The sequence below is a fragment of the Sphingomonas sp. Leaf198 genome (genome assembly GCF_001424005.1).
GTDB lineage: Bacteria > Pseudomonadota > Alphaproteobacteria > Sphingomonadales > Sphingomonadaceae > Sphingomonas.
Genome location: NZ_LMPX01000001.1, coordinates 76,307 through 99,050 on the forward strand (window position 1 = coordinate 76,307; position 22,744 = coordinate 99,050).

Genomic DNA, 22,744 nt, shown 5'->3' on the forward strand with positions numbered 1-22,744 from the left:
CCGTGCCGGGGAGGATGCGCTCGATCGCCTGTCGGACTTCCCGGCGATCCCCGAGGGCTGGGCGTATCTCGATACCGCCGCCACCGCGCAGAAGCCGCAGGTCGTGGTCGACGCGATTACGCGTGCGTATGGCGAGACCTATGCCACCGTGCACCGCGGCGTGTACCAGCGGTCCGCTGACATGACCGTCGCTTACGAAACGGCGCGTAAGGCCGTCGCGCGGTTCATTGGTGCGGGTTCGCCTGATGAGATCGTGTTCGTGCGCGGTGCTACCGAGGCGATCAATCTGGTCGCGCAGTGCTGGGCCGGGACGCAGTTGAAGGCGGGCGACCGCATCCTGCTTTCCATGCTCGAGCATCATTCGAACATCGTGCCGTGGCAGATGATCGCGGAAGCGCGCGGCGTCGCGATCGACGTGTTGCCGTTGACGGCCGACCACCGCATCGATCTCGACGCGATGGAGCGGATGATCACGCCCGCGCACAAGCTGGTCGCGCTCGGGCATGTCTCGAACGTGCTCGGCTCGGTGCTCGATGCCAGGCGCGCTACCGAGATCGCGCATTCGGTTGGCGCGAAGATCCTGCTCGATGGCTGCCAGTCGGTGCCGCGGATCGCGGTCGACGTGAAGGCGATCGGCTGCGATTTCTACGTGTTCTCCGGGCACAAGCTGTACGGGCCGACCGGGATCGGCGTGCTGTGGGCCAAGCCGGAATTGCTCGACGCGATGCCGCCATACCAGGGTGGCGGATCGATGATCGACAAGGTGTCGTTCGCCAAGACCACCTACGCGCCGCCGCCGGGACGGTTCGAGGCGGGGACACCGCATATCGTTGGCGCGCTCGGGCTGCATGCGGCGATCGACTATGTCGAGAGCATCGGGCTCGACGTGATCCATGCGCATGAGACCGCGCTGGTGACCGCCACGCGTGAGGCGCTGTCGGGGATCAATTCGGTGCGGCTGTACGGCCCGGCGGACTCGGCGGGGATCGTGAGCTTCACGATCGAGGGGGTTCATCCGCACGACATCGGCACCATATTGGACGAGGAGCGCGTCGCGATCCGTGCCGGCCATCACTGCGCGCAGCCGTTGATGGAGGCGCTGGGCGTCGAGGCGACGGCACGCGCGAGCTTCGGCGTGTATAACGGGCCGGCGGACGTCGAGGCGCTGGTGCGCGGTATCGAGCGAGTAACGAGGATCTTCAAATGAGCGATCGGTTCGAGATCGAGGAAGTGGATGCGGTCCAGTCGCCGCCCAAGGCGCGTGTCGTCATGGAGACGGACTCCGACGCGGAGCGCAAGCGTGATTATCTCGCGGGGTTCCTGGCGCAGAAGCCGCAGGTGGACTCGCCCGGCGAGCCCGGTGGCGCGGTTTACGATGCGATCATCGATGCGCTGAAGGAGATCTACGATCCCGAGATTCCGGTGAATATCTATGACCTGGGGCTGATCTACGGCGTCGAGGTGACCGAGGACGGGCATGCGGTGGTGGCGATGACGCTGACGACGCCGAACTGTCCTGTCGCGGAGTCGATGCCGGCGGAGGTCGAGATGCGGGTCGGGTCGGTGCCGGGGGTCGGGTTTGCCGAAGTGAACCTGGTCTGGGATCCGCCTTGGGATCCGCAGAAGATGTCGGACGAGGCTAAGTTAGAGCTAGGCATGCTCTAGTTTCTGCTTCCCCTCCCGCAAGCGGGAGGGGGCAGGGGGTGGGCACGCGCTCACCTCGCGAACGACGGTTTGAGTGGCTGGCCGGGAGCCCACCCCCGGCCTCTCCCGCTTACGGGAGGGGGGAAGGAAGAAGAGATGGCGACGACATTGCGAGCACGACCGGCGGCGCTGAACCTTACGGCGACGGCGTACGCGCGGATCGCCGACCTTATGGCGCGGGCTCCGGAAGATGCGATCGGGGTTAAGCTGTCGACGCCGAAGCGTGGGTGTTCGGGGCTGGCCTATTCGGTGGATTACGTCACCGAGGCCAAGCCTTTCGATGAGCGGATCGATACGCCGGGGGGGACCTTGTTCGTCGATGGCGGGTCGATTTTGTACCTGATCGGGTCGATGATGGACTGGGTCGAGGACGACTTCACTGCGGGGTTCGTGTTCCAGAACCCGAACGCCAAGGGTGCTTGCGGGTGTGGGGAAAGCTTCACGGTCTGAGTGTTGCCGTAACGTAGCGTGTTTCCCCGCGAAGGCGGGGACCCAGACTGGGCTCCCGCCTTCGCGGGAGAACAAGAGGCGGGGAGTGCAGTAACCTAGGAAGGCCGCGTATGTATGCACCTCCCCGGCGTCGGCCGGGGCTCAGTTGGGAAACGGTGCTGACATAGCGCTGCGCATCGTCACGATGCCCTTGCTAACTGGACCCCGGCCTCCGCCGGGGTGGACCTTGTCGCTCGGGTAAGTGGTTGGCCGCTGGCCTTGCCCCTCCGTCCCCTCCTGTGCCACTCCCCGCGCCAAAGAAGAGGGGATATAAGTGGCCAGTCTGTTCCGCCGAAAAATCGTCACCGAGCAGCCTCCCGAGCATCAGCTCGCGCGGACGCTGTCGTGGCCGCACCTCGTGGCGATGGGCGTCGGCGGGATCGTCGGCACGGGCATCCTCACGCTGATCGGCGTCGGCGCAGGGCTCGCTGGTCCCGCCGTGATCCTGTCCTTCATCATAGCCGGCGGGATCTGTGCCTGCGCCGCGCTCGCCTATGCCGAGATGGCGACGATGATCCCCGCCTCGGGCAGCGCCTACACCTACAGCTATGTCGTGCTCGGCGAGCTGATCGCCTGGGTGATCGGCTGGTCGCTGATCCTCGAATATTCGCTCGTCGTGTCGACCGTGGCGGTCGGCTGGTCGGGCTATGCCGCGCCATTGTTGCGCGGTGCGTTCGGCTTCCCCGAAGCGCTGACGCTCAGCCCCGAGCTCGGCGGCATCCTCAACGTCCCCGCGATCTTCATCATCGCGGTCGTCGCCGGCGTGCTGTCGTTCGGCACGCGTGAGAGCGCGACCCTCAACGCCGTGCTGGTCGGCGTGAAGATGATCGCGCTCGCCGTGTTCGTGTTCATTGCGCTGCACTATTTCAACAGCGCCAACCTCCACCCGTTCATGCCCTATGGCTTCCCCAAGGCAGTCCAGCCCGACGGCGCCGAGCGCGGCGTCATGGCGGCGGCGGCAATCATCTTCTTTGCGTTCTATGGCTTCGACGCGATCTCCACCGCGGCGGAGGAGACCAAGAACCCCGGCCGTGATCTCGCGATCGGGATCGTCGGGTCGATGGTCGCGTGCATCGCGATCTACATCCTCGTCGCGGTCGCTGCGGTCGGCGCGCTGTCGTACACCAAGTTCGCCGGCAGCGCCGAGCCGCTCGCGCTCATCCTCCGTGAGATCGGCCGGCCCGGATTCGCGACCTTCCTCGGCGCCTCTGCCGTGATCGCCTTGCCGACGGTGCTGCTCGCGTTCCTGTTCGGCCAGAGCCGGATCTTCTTCACGATGGCACGCGACGGCCTGCTCCCGCTGAGCCTCGCCAAGGTCTCGCGGCGGGGCGCGCCTGTGCGGATCACGTGGATCACCGCGGCGATCGTCGCTGTTATCGCAGGCCTGTTGCCGCTCGCCGAGATCGCCGCGCTGGCCAACGCGGGCACGCTCGCGGCGTTCGTCGCGGTCTGCGCCTGCATGCTCGTGATGCGCCGTCGTGCGCCCGATGCGATCCGGACGTTCCGCGCGCCGGCCGCGACGCTGGTCGGGACGATCGGCATCCTCGGCTGCCTGTACCTCTTCTTCAGCCTCCCCTCCAAGACGCAGCTCTATTTCGGATTATGGAACCTGCTCGGGCTCGTGATCTACTTCGTCTACGCACGACCGAGGGCGCTCGCCAAGTGAGCGGCTGGACGATCGGCATCATCGGCGGGTCGGGGCTGTACGCAGTCGACGGCATCGAGGATGGTCGTTGGCAGACGGTCGAGACGCCGTGGGGCGAGCCATCGGACGCGATCTACACCGGCCGCGTCGGCCATGTCGGCGTCGCCTTTTTGCCAAGGCACGGGCGGGGCCATCGCATCTCCCCCTCCGAACTCAACGCCCGCGCCAACATTGATGCGCTGAAGCGGCTCGGCGTAACCGATGTCCTGGCCGTATCCTCGGTCGGCTCGTTGGCGGAAGCGCGTCCCCCGGGCAGCTTCACCGTCGTCGACCAGTTCATCGACCGTACCAAGGGTCGCGTGTCGAGCTTCTTCGGCACTGGCCTCGTCGCGCACGTCTCGATGTCCGACCCGGTTTGCCCGCGCCTGTCGTGCTATGCCGCCGCCGCCGCGCGCGAGGCAGGCGCGCAGGTCGACGACCGCGGGACCTATCTCGCAATGGAAGGCCCGCAATTCTCGACGCGGGCGGAAAGCCGGCTGTACGGCCAATGGGGCTGCGACGTCATCGGCATGACCGCGATGTCCGAGGCGAAACTCGCGCGCGAGGCGGAGCTGCCCTACGCGCTGGTCGGCATGGTGACGGATTATGATTGCTGGCGGGAGGACGAGGCTGGCGTCGACGTCGCGCAGGTGATCGCGCAACTCGGCGCGAATGCGGCCAAGGCTCGCGCGATGGTGATGGCGCTCCTCCGCGCGTTACCGGCAGAGCGTACGGCATCGCCGATCGATACCTGCCTGGACAGCGCGATCATCACCGCCGGCGAGGCGCGCGATCCGGCTCTGGTTGCGAAGCTCGCCGCGGTCGCCGGTCGGGCCTTGCGCGGCTAGCGCGGAGGCTCGGTCGAGATATCCTCCCTCTCGAGGGGGAGGGTGGTTCAGCCTCGAACAGCGGGGCGACATGCTGGCCATGTCGCCCCGAGCGTCGGTTTGCGCGTTACTTCTCGACGATCGTCGTAACCGTCCTCGTGTCGCCAATCGCCGCCTTCGGCATGTCGAGTCCGTCGGCGCTCCACTGCGTCGCAGTCTTGCACGTCTTGCGCTGAAGATGGCTGCCGGTGACGGCCGGATCCGTCACGCAGTATTTCTGCGTCTTCGCGTCGTATTTCAGTTCGGTCGTCGGTTGCGACCCACCGGCAGCGAGAACCGGTGCGGCGGAGACCAGCGCGGTGGCGACGACGAGGCTCTTGAGGATGAACGATGACATGAGGGCGTCCTTCGGATTGTTGGCGTTGCAACCCGATCGGATTGCCTGATCACCAATGCACCGAGTGTGCCAGTTTGTTAGTACAGCGACACGCTACGTTCAACGCACTCACAAAACGTCATAATTTGTCGAACTTCTTCCGGCGCCACGCAAATCACGCACCGAACGCAATACCATGATCTGGCGCGCGATACGGAAGGTTGGTGCGTTTACCGCTCCAGCAGTCGCGGCATCAGCTCGACGAAGTTGCAGGGCCGGTGGCGGCTGTCGAGCTGGTCGCGGAGAATGCCGTCCCAGCCGTCCTTCACCGCGCCGGTCGATCCCGGAAGCGCGAAGATATAGGTGCCGTGCGACACGCAGGCGCACGCACGCGACTGGACGGTCGAGGTGCCGATCGTCTGGTAGCTGAGCATGCGGAACAGTTCGCCGAATCCCGGGATCATCTTCTCGGCGACCTGCTCAACCGCCTCCGGAGTCACGTCGCGCCCGGTGACGCCGGTGCCGCCGGTGGTGATGATGCAGTCGACCTCCGGATCGCCGATCCACGCATGCAGGCGCGACACGATCGTCTCGACGTCGTCCTTCTCGATCCGACGGTCGGCGAGGACGTGGCCCGCCTCGGTCAGCCGCGCGACCAGCGTATCGCCCGAGCGATCCTCGGCAAGGCCCCGCGTGTCCGACACTGTCAGCACGGCAATCCGCACCGGCAGGAAAATCCGGCTTTCATCGATCGGCATGAAACTCAGTCCGCGCGCGTGACAGTGGTGGATTGCGGTCCGACGCTAGCATTCACCGCGACGGTGGCATTCAAGGGCGCCGTACTGGCACGATATTGCGTATAGGGTCTGGCGGCCATTCGCACCGCGGTCGCGCCCGGCAGGCCGGGGAAGCGGGGCCACATGCCTTGCGCAAGCGCATTGCGGCTGGTCGACGCCTTCTTGCCGCCCTGCGCCTCGTACATCCAGTAGTTACGCAGCACGGTGGTCACGTAGCCGCGCGTCTCCCAATACGGAATGCTCTCGATATACAGCAGCGGATCGCCGTTATCGTGTACGATCGCGTTCCAGTCGCCGACCGGGCGCGGACCCGCATTATACGCCGCGATCACCTTGGGCAGCAGCCCGCCGGTGACGCCCGCCATGTCGCGCAGCCGCTCGAGATGACGCTGGCCGACGTCCATGTTGGTGCTCGGCTTGGTCAGCGCTTTCACGTCGATCGAGGTGCCACGCTCGCGCGCGAAGTCTGTCGCGGCGGCGGGCATGATCTGCATCAGGCCATACGCGCCGGCCGGGCTCTTCACGGTGTTGCGGAACCGCGATTCCTCGAGCGTGTGCGCGTAGACCAGCGCCTTGTCGATGTGCCAGCCGCTGTCGGGCGTCCAGTTCGGCGTTGGATAGCGCGCCTCGGCAGTCGACGTGATCCCCTGCGGGCAATTGTGCGCAAGCCACACGGTCGTCGCCGGCAGGCTCAGCGCTTCCGCCACGCGCACCAGATTGCCGAACTCGCGCGGGTCGCCGATCTTCGCCTGCTGGCGGATCACGGTATCGGCCAGGTCGGTCTCGCCGACCTCGACCAGTGCCGCTGCGACACGAACGTTCGGGCGGTTGCCGACGATTTTCCAGTCGCTAGCGACCAGCCCGCCGACGGACGTGCCCTTGTCCCTCATCGCCAGCTGCTGACGCGCGAGCTGGCCGTAAAAGCTCTCGCCAAACTGCGCCGCCGCCTTCAGCCGGCCCTCGATCTTGTCGGGGCGCGAGCAGACCATGTCGGCACGCGACGCCCAGTATAGCGCGGCAGCGCGCAGATCGACGTCGCCCGCGCGTGCCGCGACACCCTCGAACCCGGTCTCGGCATTCGCGCAGTCATTCTGCCGCCATGCCGACAGCGCGCCGACCCAGCGGCCCTGGACGGCCCAGTCGCCGACGCCGTCCTGTGCCTTGGCTGCCATCACGCGCGCGTTCACGTCGTCGCCCTGGAGGAAATAGATCCACGCGATCTTCTGCTGCCACTCGGTCAGCGCCTCGGGGGTAAGGCCGGGCGTGCTTTCCAGCAGCGACTGCGCCTCGCGGCCCATATCCGCCTTCACATAAGGCTGCATCTTCAGCGCCAGATCTGCGGCGATCATGTCGCCCTGCAGGCTTTTCGCACGGACGCGACGCGGCGCGCCGTCCTGCCAGATCAACCGCTGCGCTACGGGCAGGGGCGGCAAACCGACCGCGCCGCGCGTCGTCGCAAGGCGCGAGATCTGCACAGCTTCGGGCAGTTCGGGCGCTTCATTGAGTAGCGCGACCAGCGGCTCCATCTCGACGCGCGGCGACCCCTTCGCCGTATACATCTCGGCGCGCGCGATCGCGTGCAGCGGGCCGGGCTTCATCGTGTCGAGCCCGATCTGCGCGTCGGTCCATTTGCCATCGCGGATCGCGGCGAACACCGTCTTGTAGGCCTCGCGCTGGCTGGCATCGAGCTGGTCGGGGATCTGCTCCAGCGTCGGCGCACCGACCAGCTTGGCCGTCCCGAGCCGCGCATCGCCGGCAGGCTCGCCCGCAACGGTCGCCGCCAAGGCCGGGAGGGGGAGAGCGCTGAGGCCGAGGGCGATCGCCGCCCAGGAAACCGATCGGATCCGAATCATCTCACACCCTCTTGCGACGTCAGTCCGCGCATCAACATCTGCAAATCCTTCCAGGCCTCGGCCTTGGCCGCGGGCTTCTCGATCAGAAACCGTGGGTGAAAGCTCGCGACCACGCCGGTCTCGCTGGATGCTTCGCCAAACGCCGAACCGGACCCCGTTTCTCCGGTCTTATGGTTAAATCCGTGCAAACGCCCGCGCGCCGCCTGTAATTCCGTCCCGAGGATCGCACGGCTCGCCGCATTGCCCAGCAGCAGCAACCGCTTGGGCGCAACCAACCCGATGTGATGCTTGGCGATTTCCGACAGCCGCGCCTCGACCTCGCTCTGGATCCGCCCCGCCGTCGGCCGCTTTGCGCAGACCGCCGCAAGATGCACTTCGTCGCGCGTCAGCCCGATCGCCGCGAGCATCTTGTCGAGCAACCGCCCCGATGCGCCACTCAGCAACGCCCCCGCATCGCCGTCGTCCCGGTCCGGGCAATCGACAAGCACCATGACCGTAGCGTCAGCCGGACCTAGGGCAGCGAGCGAAACCCCGCTCCAGTCCGCCTCGGGAACCTCCGCGCCGCTCCGCCAGGCCAGGAAATCGGCGAGCAAATGCGGCATCGCGGACGGTGCCACGACCGGCGCAGTAGGCGCAGCGGAGGGGACGACAAGCGGTTCGGGTGCCGCGAACCAGTCGCGTGGAACGTCGTCCACCAGCGTGTCGACGCCAGCCTCGTGCCACCAATCGAGCGCGCTCGCGGCGGCGTTTCGCCAATCGATGGTTTGATCCGCCCCCACAGGGTAACCTATGCTGCATGGTTGACGTGGCGGTCAACTCGCGCAATCGCCATATTGGACAAGATGGTGCCGGCCCGAGCCCGAACGAAGGGTGGGGCGCAAAGCTATGGCAATAGGGGACATCCCCCGGGAGACGATGATGACGACACGTGAATCGATGCCGTACGACGTGGTGATCGTCGGCGCTGGCCCGGCCGGTCTCTCGGCAGCGATCCGCCTGAAACAGCTGGCCGCGGAGAAGGACGCCGAGATCAGCGTCTGCGTGCTCGAAAAGGGCTCCGAAGTCGGCGCGCACATCCTGTCGGGCGCGGTCATCGATCCAAAGAGTCTCGACGAGCTGCTGCCCAACTGGCGCGAGGACGGCTGCCCGCTCGCCGAGGTGCCGGTGACCGAGAACCATCACTGGATCCTGACCAAGACGAAGAAGAGCGAGATGCCGCACTTCGTCACGCCGTCGTTCATGCACAACAAAGGCACCTATACCGGTTCGCTCGGCAATCTCTGCCGCTGGCTCGCGGGCAAGGCGGAAGAGCTAGGCGTCGAGATCTTCCCGGGGTTCGCAGCGGCCGAAATCCTGTTCAACGATGACGGCTCGGTCAAGGGCGTCGCGACCGGCGACATGGGCGTTGCGCGCGACGGTACGCACAAGGGCGACTACACCCCCGGCCTCGAACTCCACGCCAAATACACCTTCTTCTCGGAAGGGTGCCGCGGGCACCTTACCAAGGAACTGATCCGCAATTTCGCGCTCGACAAGGACAGCGATCCGCAGGTCTACGGCCTCGGCATCAAGGAGTTGTGGGACATCGATCCCGAACTCCACGTCCCCGGCCGCGTCATCCACACGCAGGGCTGGCCGCTGTCCGAGACCGACGGCTCGAACGGCGGCGGCTGGATCTATCACCAGGCGAACGGCCAAGTCTCGATCGGCTTCGTCACGTGGCTGAACTACACCAACCCGTATCTCTCGCCGTTCAGCGAGATGCAGCGCTGGAAGACGCATCCCGAGATCGCCGCGCTGCTGAAGGGCGCCAAGCGGGTGAGCTACGGCGCACGCGCGATCAGCGATGGCGGGCTCCAGTCGATCCCCAAGCTCGTCATGCCGGGTGCCGCGCTCATCGGCGACAGCGCAGGCTTCCTGAACGTGCCGCGGATCAAGGGCACGCATACCGCGATGAAGTCCGGCATGATGGCCGCCGAGGCCGCGGTCGAGGCGATCGTCTCGCAGCGCGGCCATGACGAACTCGCTGCCTATCCCGAAGCGTTCGAGAAATCGTGGGTCAAGAAGGAGCTGTCGGTCGTCCGCAACGTCGCGCCGCTCGTCAAGAAGTTCGGCGACCTGGTCGGCTCGGGCCTCGCCGGCATCACGATGTGGGCCGAGCATCTCGGCATCAAGATGCCCTTCACGATGCATCACCATCCCGACAACGAGAGCCTGTGGCGCAAGGATCTCGTCAAGCCGATCGTGTATCCGAAGCCCGACGGCGTCCTGACCTTCGATCGCCTCTCGTCGGTGTTCGTCTCGAACACCAACCACGAGGAGGACCAGCCGGTCCACCTGACGCTCAAGGATGCGAGCGTGCCGATCGAATATAACCTGCCGATGTACGACGAACCCGCGCAACGCTATTGCCCGGCCGGCGTTTACGAGGTCGTCGGCGAGGACACGTCCGATCCGAAGTTCGTCATCAACGCGCAGAACTGCGTCCACTGCAAGACCTGCGACATCAAGGACCCCACCCAGAACATCAACTGGGTCGTACCCGAGGGCGGCGGAGGCCCCAATTATCCCAACATGTAAGCCTGCATTGCTCGCGCTCGGTCTCGTCCTGGCGACCCCCGCCACGGCCGGGACGGGTGATCTGTCCGCCTATCTGAAGGCGCGCGCGGCCGACGCGGCCGGCGAGACGAGCTTGGCCGCCGCCAGTTACGCGAAGGTGCTGGCGGCCGCACCCGACGATCCCGTCGTCGCGATCCGCGCCTATCGCGAGGCGCTGGAGGCCGGCGACATGCTACTCGCCACCCGCGCCGTCGCGGTGCTGAACAAGGCCGGCGTAGCCCCCGCCGACGCCGCGCTGATCCCGCTCGCCGATGCCGCCCGCCGCAACGATGCGAAGGCCGCGAGCGCAGCGATCGCCACGTTGTCGAGCGGTCCGCTCGTTGTTCTCGCGCCCTCGCTCCACGCCTGGGTCGCACAGGCCGAAGGTCGCGATCCCGAACCGTCGCTAGCGACCGCAGCGAAGGACCCCGTCGCCAACCGTTTCGCCACCGAGACACGCGCGCTGATCGCCGCGGCACCGCGTAAGCAACCGCTCGCGGTCGGCGTCTCGCGCCTGCTCGCCCGCCTCGCCAGCGACCTCAGCGCAGGCGAACCCTCGCCGCTGTCGATCGCGCTAACCCAGGCAGCCCTGCGCGCCGACCCGAGTTACGACGTAGCGCGCGTCCTCCTCGCCGACGCGCTCGCCCGCAACAAGCTGGTCGACCGCGCGCTCGTCGTGCTCGACGGCGTCGACGCCAAGAGCCCGTCCGCACCGGCCGCCGCCGCCGAACGCATCGACATCCTCGCCACCGCCGACCGCGACGGCGAAGCGCTCGCCGCCGCGAAGAACCGCGTCGACCAGAAGGGGTCGGAGCCCGCCGACTGGCAACGCTACGCCGACCTATTGCTGACCACCGGCAACCCCGCCGAAGCCGCGACTTGGTACCAGCGCATCATCGCCGCCGACGGTGCAAAGGGCGGCAGCTGGGGCAACTGGCTGCAATATGGCGGCGCGCTCGACCAGGCCGGCCGCTGGCCCGAAGCGCGCGACGCACTGGAAAAGGCCGTCGCCCGCGGCCCCGCCCAACCGCTCGCGCTCAACTATCTAGGCTTTGCGCAAGTCGAGCACGGCGACGACATCCCCGCCTCGATCAAGCTGCTCGAACGCGCCAGCCGGATCGACCCGACCAACGCGTCGATCACCGACTCGCTCGGCTGGGCCTATCACCTCTCCGGCGACACCACCCGAGCGCTCCCCCTGCTCGAAACCGCCGCGCAGGCCGAACCCACCAACGCAGAAATCGCCGACCACCTCGGCGACGCCTATTGGAGCACCGGCCGAAACTACGAAGCGCGCTATTCGTGGCGCGCCGCCTTGCTGACCGCCGAACCCGCAGACACGGCGCGCATAACCGCCAAGATCGCCAACGGTCTCCCGCCCAAAGCCCGCCGCTAAAAGTCCTCCCACCGAGTTAGGGAAGGGCCCCGCAGGCGTGGGGGAGGGCGAGGGCAAGGCGAGTCGACGGCGGAAGCGCCGTTTCGCGAGATCGCCACTAATTCCGAGCATCCGCGGAAGTGATCGACCGCAGTCAGCAACTCGCGAGGTATGCGGCATCCCCCTCCCGTCATCCTGACGAAAGTCAGGATCCAGAGCAAGGACGGCACCAATCATTACCCTGGATCCTGACTTTCGTCAGGATGACGCGCTTAAACCCGCAGACATCACGCGTATTACGCTAAGCTGCGCTGGAACCCTTCGCCGCCAAACCCCGAGACCGACAATGCCCGCCATCACCGAGCCCGCTCCCGCCAAGATCAACCTGGCCCTCCACGTCCGCCGCCGCCGCCCCGACGGCTATCACGACCTCGAAACCCTCTTCGCCTTCGCCACCGACGGCGACCTGATCACCGTAGAACCCGCCCAAACCAACAGCTTCACCATAACCGGCCCCTTCGCCGCAGCACTCCTGCCCGTCTCAAGCTCAAACCCGACCTCCAACACCACCCCGGCGCAGGCCGGGGCCCAATTGGGGGCGAACAATGACGAGGCACCCCGCTCGTCCAGCACCACTCCAGGCAACGCCCCATGGCATGGCAACTTGGTAACCGCCGCAGCAGACGCGTTCACCACGGCCTTCGCCCCCGACGCCCACCACGCCATAACCCTGGAAAAGCACCTCCCCATCGCCTCTGGCATAGGCGGAGGCTCAGCCGACGCCGCCGCCACGCTCCGCGCGCTGGCCCGCCTCCACGGCATAGCCCCAACCGACCCCCGCCTCCACGAAATCGCCGCAAAGCTCGGCGCAGACGTCCCCGCCTGCCTAGCCAACCGCACCACGCTCGGCACCGGCAAAGGCGACACCCTCACCAATCTCGAAGGCCTGTCCGGCACCCCGCTCCTGCTCGTAAACCCAGGTGTCGCGGTCTCCACCGCCGCCGTCTTCAAGACCTGGGACGGCCACGACCGAGGCCCGATTCCCGAAGGCAATCTCCTCGACCGCGCCCTCGAAGGCCGCAACGACCTAGAGCCCCCCGCGCTGGCCCTCGCCCCCGAAATCGCGGAAGTCCGCACGCTCCTCGACGCAGCCCAAGGCGTCCTCCTGTCCAGAATGTCAGGCTCCGGCGCCACCTGCTTCGCCCTGTTCGAAACCCCCGAAGCCAGAGACACCGCCGCCACCGCCGCCCAAGCCAAAGGCTGGTGGACGCTCGCAACGAAGCTTGCCTGATCGATCGGTCCGCATCCCGGCATCTGACAGTCGCGATGCCACCGCGCCGCAACCGCCCGTCATCCTGACGAAAGTCAGGATCCAGAGCGGCAAACGAAACCGCCCGTCCCAGACACCCGTCAGACTCGCGATCCGTCGGCTGTCCAAACCCCGCGTCCAAACAACCCGAACCGATCTCGACCTAAACGCCCACACCGCCGATCCCGCCCCTCGTCGGTCATCCCGAACATGTCCGACATTATACCCCCAACAAAAGCACCTCCCCGGCGAAGGCCGGGGCCTAGTTGGGAAACGCTCCTGACGACAGACGCACGCCGTCACGCCAACCTCCCCACCTGGACCAGGCCTCAGCCGGGGAGGCGCATTTGTCCGAATCATGTCCGCACCGACCGTCTTCCAACGCCTGCACTCCACGATCTCACGAACTCGTGGGCCCGGAGCTTCGAGCATGCGGACACGGAGGATGCTAGAATGATGCCGTCCCCGCGGCCGACGGGCTCTGCAAGACCCCACCGCCGCAAATTTCCTCCAACAAACCTCGCGTTCCCCACTTGTTCCAAAAGAACAAAGAGAATACATGGTGTTTGACGCGTTGAATGGCACGCGCGCTTGCTTTAGCGATGGGAGCATATTCGATGGCCGCTAATCTGAAAGTGATCGACACCGGCATGGCAACCGCAACCAACGACCGGCAGAAGGCGCTCGACGCCGCGCTCGCGCAGATCGACCGCGCCTTCGGCAAGGGCTCGGCGATGCGCCTGGGCTCCAAGGAAACCATGCAGGTCGAGGTCATCTCGACCGGCTCGCTCGGGCTCGACATCGCGCTCGGCGTCGGCGGCCTGCCGCGCGGCCGCGTGATCGAGATCTACGGTCCGGAAAGCTCGGGCAAGACCACGCTCGCGCTCCACGTGATCGCCGAAGCCCAGAAGGGCGGCGGCACCGCGGCGTTCGTCGATGCCGAGCACGCGCTCGACCCGGTCTACGCCAAGAAGCTCGGCGTAAACATCGACGAGCTGATCGTCTCGCAGCCCGACACCGGCGAGCAGGCGCTCGAGATCGTCGACACGCTGGTCCGCTCGAACGCGATCGACGTGCTCGTGGTCGATTCAGTCGCAGCACTCGTGCCGCGTGCCGAAATCGAAGGCGAGATGGGCGACAGCCATGTCGGCCTCCAGGCCCGCCTGATGTCGCAGTCGTTACGCAAGCTGACCGGCTCGATCAGCCGCTCGCGCTGCATGGTGATCTTCATTAACCAGCTCCGCATGAAGATCGGCGTCATGTACGGCAACCCCGAGACGACGACCGGCGGCAACGCGCTGAAGTTCTACGCCTCGGTCCGCCTCGACATCCGCCGCATCGGCGCGATCAAGGCCGGCGAAGAGGTGACGGGCAACCAGACCCGGGTGAAGGTCGTCAAGAACAAGGTCGCCCCGCCGTTCAAGCAGGTCGAGTTCGACATCATGTACGGGCAGGGCGTGTCGAAGCTCGGCGAGATCCTCGATCTTGGCGTAAAGGCGGGCTTGGTCGAAAAGTCTGGCGCCTGGTTCAGCTACGACAGCGTCCGCTTGGGCCAGGGTCGCGAGAACTCGAAGACGTTCCTCAAGGACAACCCCGAAACCGCCGACCGCCTCGAAAAGCAGATCCGCGCGCGCACCGACAAGGTCGCCGAAGAAATGATGGCCGGCCCCGAAGAAGGCGACGACGCTTAACCCCACGTTCCCTCTCCCTCAGGGGAGAGGGAGGAACCCATTGCCTCCGCAATGCGAGGGAGCACGCGGGACATGATGCGTAGTGCATGGATCATCGTGGCCGAGCATATGCGCGGCCGATGATTCAAACGCGCGGTAAACTAACACCGCGCCAATCTACCCACGGCACCACCCCGGCGAAGGCCGGGGCCCAATTGGTATGACCCCGCAAATAGAGTCCTGTGCCAAGCCAAGCCTTGTCAGATGATCAACTCTGTGTTTGGCAACACGCCCATATATGCTTGATATCTTGCACCCTCTTGTTCTCCCGCGAAGGCGGGAGCCCAGTCTGGATCCCCGCCTCCGCGGGGAAACAAGGAAGCGCAAGGCAGGGCCCGAGCTTTGGGAAAGTCTCAAAATCCCGCAACACCAAACCCACTCCAGCGTCTACACTTCCTATACTTCACTTCAAACTACCGCCCCAGATCGCAACCAAAAAGCACCCCAACCCATGACCACCGCCCAAGACTGGACCGGCAGAATAGGCGACGTCTGGGCCGCGGAATGGCGCCGAACCGACCGCAGCTTCACCAACCTGACCCCGCATTTGAACGCCGCGATCCTGTCCGCCGCCCCCCCCCAAACCCACAAGATCATCGACATAGGCTGCGGCGCCGGGGCAACCTCACTCGCCACCGCACAAGCACTCCCGAACGCGCAAATAACCGGCATAGATCTCTCACCGAACCTGATCGAGATCGCCAAACACCGCGCCAGAACCGTATCCAACGCCAGCTTCCAGTGCGCGGACATCACCGCCGCCGCCCCGAACCACGCCCCAATCGACCTCTACGTCTCCCGCCACGGCGTCATGTTCTTCGCAGACCCCGTCGCCGCTTTCACGACATTAGCCGAAGCCGCCGCCCCAGACGCAACGCTAGTTTTCTCCTGCTTCGCCGGCCGCGCCGCCAACCGCTGGGCCACCGAAATCATCACCGCGACCGGCGGCAACGCAGATGCTCCGGCAAACACCGCACCCGGCCCCTTCGCCTTCGCCGACCCGACCTACGTTGCGAGCATCCTGCAAAAATCCGGCTGGCGCGTCGCGTCACCCGAACGTGTCGAATTCGCCTACCGAGCAAGTGAGGGCGCTGACCCCGTAGCCGACGCGGTCGACTATTTCCGCCGCATCGGCCCCGCCGCCTCCGCCATCCGCGACGCCGCCCCCGAGGAACGCGAGCGCCACATCGCGCGTCTCACCCAGGTCTGCGACCGGTACCGACGCGGCGACACGGTGGAATTCCCCGCCGCCGCCTGGATCTGGACCGCGCGCAAATCGTCCGAATAAAACACAGGGGGTTCAGCATGATCATCGTCCACCACCTCGAAAACTCGCGATCGCAGCGGATACTGTGGATGCTCGAGGAATTCGGCCTACCCTACGAGATCAAGCGCTACGAGCGGAACAAGGCAACGATGCTCGCCCCGCCCGAACTTAAGCAGGTCCACCCGCTCGGCAAGTCGCCGGTGATCGAAGATGACGGTCAGGTGGTCGCCGAAACGGGCGCGATCGTGGAATATCTCGTCGACAAGGCGGATGGCAAGCTCGGCGCCCCCGCCAACCGCGCCGACGCGCTGCGCTACCGCTTCTGGCTCCACTATGCGGAAGGCTCGATGATGCCGCCGCTGCTGCTGAAGCTCGTCCTCTCGCGCATCCCGATCCTGGGCAAGGCGGCGACCAAGAAGATTCAGCCGATGATCGACGTCCACCTCGACTATGTTGAATCCGAGCTGTCGAAGCGCCCCTGGTTCGCCGGCGCCGAGATGACCGCTGCCGACATCATGATGAGCTTCCCCCTCGAAGCCGCGCGAAGTCGTGGTGGCCTGAACGAGTCCCGTCCCGCGACGATCGCATGGCTGGCCAAGGTCCACGCACGACCCGCGTATCAGGCCGGCCTCAAAAAGGGCGGGCCCTACGCCTACGCCTGATATTCTTAAGTTGCGGAGGCGGTAAACCTTACGTCCCCCAATCCTCCGTCATCCTGGGCTCGACCCAGGATCCAGAGCCACAGACTCCGGCGCTCGTGGCTCTGGATCCCAGCGTTCGCTGGGATGACGGAAGGCGGCAGCCCCCTAATTAAGCCTGCCCCGGCCCGATCTTCTCATAGCTGTCCACGTCCACCTTGGGCCCGTGCCCGGTCGGCGCATGCGGAAAGTCCCGATCAGCCGGCTCGCGCTCGTCGAGCCCGCCCTCCCACTTCGCCACCACGGTCGCCGCCACCGCATTCCCGATCACGTTCGTCGCCGACCGCCCCATGTCCAGGAAATGATCCACCGCCAGGATCAGCAGGATCCCAGCCTCCGGGATCTTGAACATCGACAGCGTCCCCGCGATCACCACGAGCGATGCGCGAGGCACCCCCGCAATGCCCTTCGACGTCACCATCAGCACCAGCAGCATCGCGATCTGCTGCCCGATCGGCATGTGGATGCCGTAGGCCTGCGCGATGAACAGCGACGCGAACGTCATGTACATCATCGACCCGTCGAGATTGAACGAATAGCCCAGCGGCAGTACGAAGCTCGCGATCCGCGGCGGCACGCCGAACCGGTCGAGCGCCTCCAGCGTCCGCGGATATGCCGCCTCGGACGATGCCGCCGAGAACGCCAGGATCAGCGGATCGCGAATATACCGCACCAGCAACCGCGTCCGCGGCCCGATCAGCAGGAACGCGATCCCGATCAGCACCGCCCACAACAGCGCCAGCCCGATATAGAAACTCAGCATGAAATAGCCGAGCTGGCCGAGGATGGTCGGCCCGCGCTCGGCAAGCGTGGCGGTCACCGCTGCGAACACCGCGAACGGCGCGAACCGCATCACGTAATTCGTGATCTGGAGCATCACTGCGACCAGCGCCTCGATCGCCTTGACGAGCGGCGCGGCCTTCTCGCCGACCGCGGTGATCGCCACCCCGACGAACACCGAGAACACGACGATCTGCAAAATCTCGTTGCTCGCCATTGCCGCGATCATCGAATCGGGGACGATGTGCGTGATGAACTTGGCGAGATCGAACGCCGCGCGGTCGACCCCGCTCGACGCGGTGGCCGGCGGGATTGCGAGCGCGAGGCCGACGCCCGGCTGCAACACGTTGACCAGGACCAGGCCCAGGGTGAGCGACAACAGGCTGGCGCAGATGAACCAGCCGAGACTGCGCAATCCAACCCGCCCGAGCGCACCGGTATCGCCCATATGCGCAATCCCCACGACCAGCGTCGAGAACACCAAAGGCGCGATGATCATCTTGATCAGCCGCAGGAACAGCGTCGTCACGATCGAGAAATAGCCCGCGATGTCCTTCAGCCGTTCGGCGGACTCGGCCGTGCCGTTGTCGATCGACGCGTTCAGGATCCAGCCGACGACCATCCCCGCGACGAGGCCGAACAAGATGTAATAGGTTAGCCGCTTGGCCATTAATCGCTCCCGAGAAGTGCGAACAGGGAAGGGGATTGCGGCGCCCGGGTCAAGGACCCTATCGTCCGGCGATGTCGACCGCACGCCACAAGCCCGCCTTCAGCCCCTCGCGTCGCGACCTGCTGAGCCTCGCCATCGCGGCGCCGTTGCTGTCGACCACCGCGATCCTCCGCGCCGCCGAGCCCGACCTGTCGGCGCTGTCCGACATCACCGGCACGACCAGGCCGATCGACGCCACCGAACGCGCCGCGCGGCTGGTCCGCGCGCAATCACTGATGAAGGCGGCGGGCATCGGCGCGGTGCTGATCGAGCCGGGATCGTCGATGATCTACTTCACCGGCGTTCGCTGGCACACGAGCGAGCGGCTGACGCTGGCGATCCTTCCGGTCGAGGGCGAACCGTGCATCGTCACGCCGTTCTTCGAGGAACCGTCGGTGCGCGAGACGCTCGCCGTCCCCGCCGAGGTCCGCGTCTGGCAGGAGGACGAGAACCCGCTCGCCGTGGTCGCCGGTTTCCTGCGCGACCGCAAGCTCGCCGCGCGGCCGATCGGGCTTGAGGCGGAGGTGCGCTACTTCGCCTATGCCGGGCTCGCGCGCGTGTTGCCAGGGGCGAAGATCGTGTCCGCCGACCCGGTCGTCCGCGCCTGCCGGATGATCAAGACCCCCGCCGAGATCGCGCTGATGCAGGCGGCGACGGAGGTCACGCTCGCCGCCTATCGCTGGACGAAGCCGCGCGTCGAGAAGGGCATGACCGGCCCCGAGATCGGCGCGCTCATGAATACCGCGACCAAGAAACTGGGCGGCGCGCCCGAGTTCGCGCTCGCGCTGATCGGCGAGGCGTCCGCCTATCCGCACGGCAGCCGCGAGATCCACCGCGTCGCCGACGGCCAGATCGTTCTGATGGACTGCGGCTGCACCGTCCAGGGTTACCAGTCCGACATCTCTCGCACCTGGGTCCACGGCGCGGCAACCGCCGACCAGCGCAAGACGTGGGACCAGGTCGCCCGCGGCCAGCAGATCGCGTTCGCCGCCGCCAAGATCGGCGCACCCGCCGGCAGCGTCGACGACGCGGTTCGCCGGTATTACGAGACGCTCGGCTATGGGCCGGGGTACAAGCTCCCCGGCCTGTCGCATCGCACCGGCCACGGCATCGGCATGGACGGCCACGAACCCGTCAACCTCGTCCGCGGCGAGACGACCAGGCTGGCGGCGGGCATGTGTTTCTCGGACGAACCGGGGATCTACATTCCCGGACGGTACGGCGTGCGGATCGAGGATTGCTTCCACATGACCGATGCGGGCCCGAAATGGTTCAGCGAGCCGCCCAAGTCGATCGATGCACCGTTGGGGTAGTGGACGCCCGAGGAACGCCACCACCCCCACCAACACCACCACCCCGGCGAAGGCCGGGGCCCAATTGGGGGACGGCGATAACGAAGCGCTGCTCTCCATTATTTCCACCTCTCCAATTGGGCCCCGGCCTCCGCCGGGGTGGTGGCCCGCGCCGGGGTGGTGCACCGGGGCCGAACCGCAGCACCCGCCTCCTTGTTCTCCCGCGAAGGCGGGAGCCCAGTCTGGGTCCCCGCCTTCGCGGGGAAACAAGCTCTCTTCGTTTCAATCGGATGCGTGCAGCGCGGGCGTTCACCGACACCCTCTTCTACTGCACGGCCCCCCACACACCTCCACTTGAGCGAACCGCCCCGCTCGCCTAAGTCCCCGCGCATGACATCGACGAACGACATCCGCCGCGGCTTCCTCGACTATTTCGGATCGCAGGGGCACCAGATCGTGCCCTCCGCACCGCTCGTGCCGCAGAACGACCCGACGCTGATGTTCGTCAACGCCGGGATGGTGCCGTTCAAGAACGTCTTCACCGGCCTCGAATCGCGCGCCTACACCACGGCCACCTCGTCGCAGAAATGCGTCCGCGCCGGCGGCAAGCACAACGATCTCGACAATGTCGGCTACACCGCGCGCCACCACACCTTCTTCGAAATGCTCGGCAATTTCTCGTTCGGCGATTATTTCAAGGAACAGGCGATCGTCCACGCCTGGACGTTGCTCACGCGCGAATGGGGCCTCTCGCCGGACAAGCTGACCGCCACCGTCTACCACACCGACGACGAGGCGTTCGACCTCTGGAAGAAGATCGCCGGTCTCCCCGACCATCGCATCATCCGTATCCCGACCAAGGACAATTTCTGGTCGATGGGCGACAACGGGCCGTGCGGGCCATGCTCGGAAATCTTCTACGACCACGGCGACCACATCTTTGGCGGCCCTCCCGGCAGCCCTGACGAGGACGGCGATCGCTTCGTCGAGATTTGGAACCTCGTGTTCATGCAATACGAGCAGGAGAATGCCGAGATCGTCGGCAACCTGCCGAAACCGTCGATCGACACCGGCATGGGGCTCGAGCGCATCGCCGCGGTCATGCAGGGCGTCACCGACAATTACGACACCGACACATTCAAGGCGCTGATCGCGGCGTCGGGCGCGCTGACGCACACCGCGACCGATGGCGCCAACACCGCCAGCCACCGCGTGATCGCCGATCATTTGCGCACCGCCGGCTTCCTGATCGCGGACGGCGTGCTGCCTGCGAGCGAGGGCCGCGGTTACGTCCTGCGCCGGATCATGCGCCGCGCGATGCGTCACGCGCACATCCTCGGCGCCAAGCAGCCGCTGATGCACCGTCTGGTCCCCGCGCTCGTCACCGAGATGGGCGCCGCGTACCCCGAACTGTCGCGTGCACGTCCGCTGATCGAGGCGACGTTGCAGCAGGAGGAAACGCGCTTCCGCCAGACGCTCGACAAGGGGCTGAAGCTCCTCGACGAGGCGACCGCGGACATGACCGACGGCACGCTGGCCGGCGACGTCGCGTTCAAGCTCTACGACACCTACGGCTTCCCGTACGACCTGACCGAGGACGCGCTGCGCGAACGCAACATCGCGGTCGACCGCGCAGGCTTCGACACCGCGATGGCCGAGCAGAAGCGCGCCGCCCGCGCCGCCTGGAAGGGCTCGGGCGCGAAGGCTTCGGACGACGTCTGGTTCGACATCGTCGAGCAGACCGGCGGCACCGAATTCCTCGGCTATGCGTCCGACACCGGCGAAGGCGAAGTCGTCGCACTGGTCAAGGACGGCGCCCGCGTCGACCACGCCACCACCGGCGATACGGTCGCGATCGTCGTCAACCAGACGCCGTTCTATGGTGAGAGCGGCGGACAGGTCGGCGATGCCGGCGACATCTCGAACGACAGCGGTCTGCACGCCAACGTCACCGAGACCTCGAAGCAGCTAGGCCGCGTGTTCGTCCATCACGCGATCATCGATGCCGGCGAGATCAAGGTCGGCGACCCGGTCAAGCTCCAGATCGACGTCGCCCGCCGCGCACAGATCCGTGCGAACCACTCTGCGACGCATCTGCTGCACGAAGCCCTGCGCGAACGCCTCGGCACGCACGTCGCGCAGAAGGGCAGCCTCGTCGCGCCCGATCGCCTGCGCTTCGACTTCTCGCAGCCGGTCGCGATGACCCCCGCCGACATCGCGCAGGTCGAGGCCGACGTGAACGCGCAGGTCCGCGGCAACGGCGCGGTCACGACGCTGCTGATGACCCCCGACGACGCGATCGCAATGGGCGCGATGGCGCTGTTCGGCGAGAAATACGGCGACGAGGTGCGCGTCGTGTCGATGGGGTCGACCGAGGACGGCACCTACTCGATCGAACTCTGCGGCGGCACGCACGTCAACGCGCTCGGCGACATCGGCCTATTCAAGGTCGTCGGCGAGGGCGCGGTCTCGAGCGGCATCCGCCGTGTCGAAGCGCTCACCGGCGAAGCGGCGCGCGCCTACCTGACCAGCCGTGACGATCGCCTCCGCGAGGCTGCGGCGGCACTCAAATCGACCCCCGACGAGGTCCCGGCGCGCGTAGCCTCGCTCCTCGAAGATCGCCGCCGCCTCGAACGCGAACTCGCCGACGCGAAGAAGGCGCTCGCGCTCGGCGGTGGTGGATCGGGCGAAGCGGCGGGGCCGGAACAGGTCGGCGGCGTCGCATTCATCGGCCAGGTGCTCAACGACTTCGAAGCCAAGGGCCTGCGCGGCGCGGTCGACGAAGCCAAGCAGCGCCTGGGCTCCGGCATCGCGATGCTGGTAGCGATCAACGACGGCCGCGCTTCGGTCGCGGTCGGCGTGACGGCGGATCTGGTGGCCAGCCACAACGCGGTCGACCTGCTCAAGATCGCGGTCTCGACGCTAGGCGGGCAGGGCGGCGGCGGCCGTCCCGACATGGCGCAGGGCGGTGGTCCCGATGGTGACAAGGCCGCGGACGCCGTCGCGGCGGTCCGGGCAAAGCTGGAGGCGGCGGGCGCCTGAAACTCGCCATCGCCGCACACTAACCCCAAGCAATGTTCCCCCGCGGACGCGGGGGCCCAGCTAAATACCGCTAGCTGCCTCGGCTCCTGGACCCCCGCCTTCGCGGGGGAACAGAAGAGAGCGCGACAACCAACACAACCTCCACCCCGGCGAAGGCCGGGGCCCAATTGGCACGTCCGAGGTAACGAAACACCACGCTCAGTTACCACCGTCC

Annotated in this window: 18 protein-coding genes; 13 read left to right on the forward strand and 5 right to left on the reverse strand. The window is 66.4% G+C overall.

Going from position 1 to position 22,744, the window contains the following annotated elements; translation table 11 throughout:
* The first annotated feature begins 28 nt into the window (after positions 1-28).
* From ASG20_RS00370 to mtnP, 5 genes are all read left to right on the forward strand, one after another.
* On the forward strand, positions 29-1,207 hold the full coding sequence (locus ASG20_RS00370; protein ID WP_056050188.1) for a cysteine desulfurase: 1,179 nt from the start codon (positions 29-31) through the stop codon (positions 1,205-1,207).
* Positions 1,204-1,665, forward strand: coding sequence for an SUF system Fe-S cluster assembly protein (locus ASG20_RS00375; RefSeq protein WP_056047148.1), 462 nt, complete (start codon positions 1,204-1,206; stop codon positions 1,663-1,665). Before ASG20_RS00370 ends, ASG20_RS00375 begins: the two co-directional genes overlap by 4 nt.
* A gap of 135 nt (positions 1,666-1,800) precedes the next feature.
* Entirely contained in the window at positions 1,801-2,154 is a 354-nt protein-coding gene (locus ASG20_RS00380) for a HesB/IscA family protein (protein WP_056047151.1), read from the forward strand.
* Between the two features lie 313 nt (positions 2,155-2,467).
* Positions 2,468-3,859 carry an amino acid permease gene (locus tag ASG20_RS00385; protein ID WP_056047155.1) on the forward strand — a complete coding sequence of 464 codons (1,392 nt, stop codon included), beginning with the start codon at positions 2,468-2,470 and terminating at the stop codon, positions 3,857-3,859.
* Entirely contained in the window at positions 3,856-4,725 is an 870-nt protein-coding gene (mtnP, locus tag ASG20_RS00390; RefSeq protein ID WP_056047157.1) for an S-methyl-5'-thioadenosine phosphorylase, read from the forward strand. The genes ASG20_RS00385 and mtnP overlap by 4 nt, the downstream gene beginning before the upstream one ends.
* 106 nt (positions 4,726-4,831) lie before the next feature.
* On the opposite strand, the gene ASG20_RS00395 is transcribed toward mtnP, so the two are convergent.
* From ASG20_RS00395 to ASG20_RS00410, 4 genes are all read right to left on the reverse strand, one after another.
* On the reverse strand, positions 4,832-5,101 hold the full coding sequence (locus ASG20_RS00395; RefSeq protein ID WP_056047160.1) for a hypothetical protein: 270 nt from the start codon (positions 5,099-5,101) through the stop codon (positions 4,832-4,834).
* Positions 5,102-5,310: 209 nt separating this feature from the next.
* Positions 5,311-5,838: a molybdenum cofactor biosynthesis protein B gene (gene moaB / locus ASG20_RS00400; RefSeq protein ID WP_056047163.1), complete on the reverse strand. Its 528-nt coding sequence runs from the start codon at positions 5,836-5,838 to the stop codon at positions 5,311-5,313.
* A 5-nt stretch (positions 5,839-5,843) separates the two neighbouring features.
* Complete coding sequence (locus ASG20_RS00405; protein ID WP_056047167.1) at positions 5,844-7,730, reverse strand: lytic transglycosylase domain-containing protein; 1,887 nt, start codon at positions 7,728-7,730, stop codon at positions 5,844-5,846.
* Positions 7,727-8,509 (reverse strand): uracil-DNA glycosylase, encoded by a 783-nt coding sequence (locus ASG20_RS00410; RefSeq protein WP_056047169.1) that lies wholly within the window; start codon positions 8,507-8,509, stop codon positions 7,727-7,729. Before ASG20_RS00410 ends, ASG20_RS00405 begins: the two co-directional genes overlap by 4 nt.
* Positions 8,510-8,648: 139 nt before the next feature.
* On the opposite strand from ASG20_RS00410, the gene ASG20_RS00415 reads away from it, so the two are divergent.
* From ASG20_RS00415 to ASG20_RS00440, 6 genes are all read left to right on the forward strand, one after another.
* Positions 8,649-10,310, forward strand: a complete 1,662-nt coding sequence (locus ASG20_RS00415) for an electron transfer flavoprotein-ubiquinone oxidoreductase (RefSeq protein ID WP_056050191.1) — start codon at positions 8,649-8,651, stop codon at positions 10,308-10,310.
* A gap of 7 nt (positions 10,311-10,317) precedes the next feature.
* On the forward strand, positions 10,318-11,724 hold the full coding sequence (locus ASG20_RS00420; RefSeq protein WP_231420383.1) for a tetratricopeptide repeat protein: 1,407 nt from the start codon (positions 10,318-10,320) through the stop codon (positions 11,722-11,724).
* A gap of 325 nt (positions 11,725-12,049) precedes the next feature.
* Complete coding sequence (locus ASG20_RS00425; RefSeq protein ID WP_056047172.1) at positions 12,050-12,994, forward strand: 4-(cytidine 5'-diphospho)-2-C-methyl-D-erythritol kinase; 945 nt, start codon at positions 12,050-12,052, stop codon at positions 12,992-12,994.
* Between the two features lie 635 nt (positions 12,995-13,629).
* Positions 13,630-14,703 carry a recombinase RecA gene (recA, locus tag ASG20_RS00430; RefSeq protein ID WP_056047175.1) on the forward strand — a complete coding sequence of 358 codons (1,074 nt, stop codon included), beginning with the start codon at positions 13,630-13,632 and terminating at the stop codon, positions 14,701-14,703.
* Positions 14,704-15,193: 490 nt separating this feature from the next.
* Positions 15,194-16,030, forward strand: coding sequence for a class I SAM-dependent methyltransferase (locus ASG20_RS00435; protein WP_056047178.1), 837 nt, complete (start codon positions 15,194-15,196; stop codon positions 16,028-16,030).
* Positions 16,031-16,047: 17 nt separating this feature from the next.
* Complete coding sequence (locus ASG20_RS00440; RefSeq protein ID WP_056047182.1) at positions 16,048-16,671, forward strand: glutathione S-transferase family protein; 624 nt, start codon at positions 16,048-16,050, stop codon at positions 16,669-16,671.
* A gap of 148 nt (positions 16,672-16,819) precedes the next feature.
* On the opposite strand, the gene ASG20_RS00445 is transcribed toward ASG20_RS00440, so the two are convergent.
* Positions 16,820-18,157 carry a dicarboxylate/amino acid:cation symporter gene (locus ASG20_RS00445; RefSeq protein WP_056047185.1) on the reverse strand — a complete coding sequence of 446 codons (1,338 nt, stop codon included), beginning with the start codon at positions 18,155-18,157 and terminating at the stop codon, positions 16,820-16,822.
* 71 nt (positions 18,158-18,228) lie between these two features.
* Between ASG20_RS00445 and ASG20_RS00450 the strand changes: the two genes are divergently transcribed.
* Both ASG20_RS00450 and alaS read left to right on the forward strand, forming a co-directional pair.
* A complete protein-coding gene (locus ASG20_RS00450) occupies positions 18,229-19,509 on the forward strand; it encodes a M24 family metallopeptidase (protein WP_056047188.1) in 1,281 nt (426 codons plus the stop codon).
* Between the two features lie 369 nt (positions 19,510-19,878).
* Complete coding sequence (gene alaS, locus ASG20_RS00455) at positions 19,879-22,530, forward strand: alanine--tRNA ligase (protein ID WP_056047191.1); 2,652 nt, start codon at positions 19,879-19,881, stop codon at positions 22,528-22,530.
* The last annotated feature ends 214 nt before the right edge of the window (positions 22,531-22,744 follow it).

What these genes read in the sequence shown, in the direction of transcription:
- ASG20_RS00380 (WP_056047151.1), top strand. Translation starts at nt 1,801, where the DNA reads ATGGCGACGACATTGCGAGCACGACCGGCGGCGCTGAACCTTACGGCG.
- ASG20_RS00445 (WP_056047185.1), bottom strand. Translation starts at nt 18,157, where the DNA reads ATGGCCAAGCGGCTAACCTATTACATCTTGTTCGGCCTCGTCGCGGGG.
- ASG20_RS00415 (WP_056050191.1), top strand. Translation starts at nt 8,649, where the DNA reads ATGACGACACGTGAATCGATGCCGTACGACGTGGTGATCGTCGGCGCT.
- ASG20_RS00435 (WP_056047178.1), top strand. Translation starts at nt 15,194, where the DNA reads ATGACCACCGCCCAAGACTGGACCGGCAGAATAGGCGACGTCTGGGCC.
- ASG20_RS00375 (WP_056047148.1), top strand. Translation starts at nt 1,204, where the DNA reads ATGAGCGATCGGTTCGAGATCGAGGAAGTGGATGCGGTCCAGTCGCCG.
- alaS (WP_056047191.1), top strand. Translation starts at nt 19,879, where the DNA reads ATGACATCGACGAACGACATCCGCCGCGGCTTCCTCGACTATTTCGGA.
- recA (WP_056047175.1), top strand. Translation starts at nt 13,630, where the DNA reads ATGGCCGCTAATCTGAAAGTGATCGACACCGGCATGGCAACCGCAACC.
- ASG20_RS00440 (WP_056047182.1), top strand. Translation starts at nt 16,048, where the DNA reads ATGATCATCGTCCACCACCTCGAAAACTCGCGATCGCAGCGGATACTG.
- ASG20_RS00425 (WP_056047172.1), top strand. Translation starts at nt 12,050, where the DNA reads ATGCCCGCCATCACCGAGCCCGCTCCCGCCAAGATCAACCTGGCCCTC.
- ASG20_RS00450 (WP_056047188.1), top strand. Translation starts at nt 18,229, where the DNA reads ATGTCGACCGCACGCCACAAGCCCGCCTTCAGCCCCTCGCGTCGCGAC.
- moaB (WP_056047163.1), bottom strand. Translation starts at nt 5,838, where the DNA reads ATGCCGATCGATGAAAGCCGGATTTTCCTGCCGGTGCGGATTGCCGTG.
- ASG20_RS00405 (WP_056047167.1), bottom strand. Translation starts at nt 7,730, where the DNA reads ATGATTCGGATCCGATCGGTTTCCTGGGCGGCGATCGCCCTCGGCCTC.
- ASG20_RS00395 (WP_056047160.1), bottom strand. Translation starts at nt 5,101, where the DNA reads ATGTCATCGTTCATCCTCAAGAGCCTCGTCGTCGCCACCGCGCTGGTC.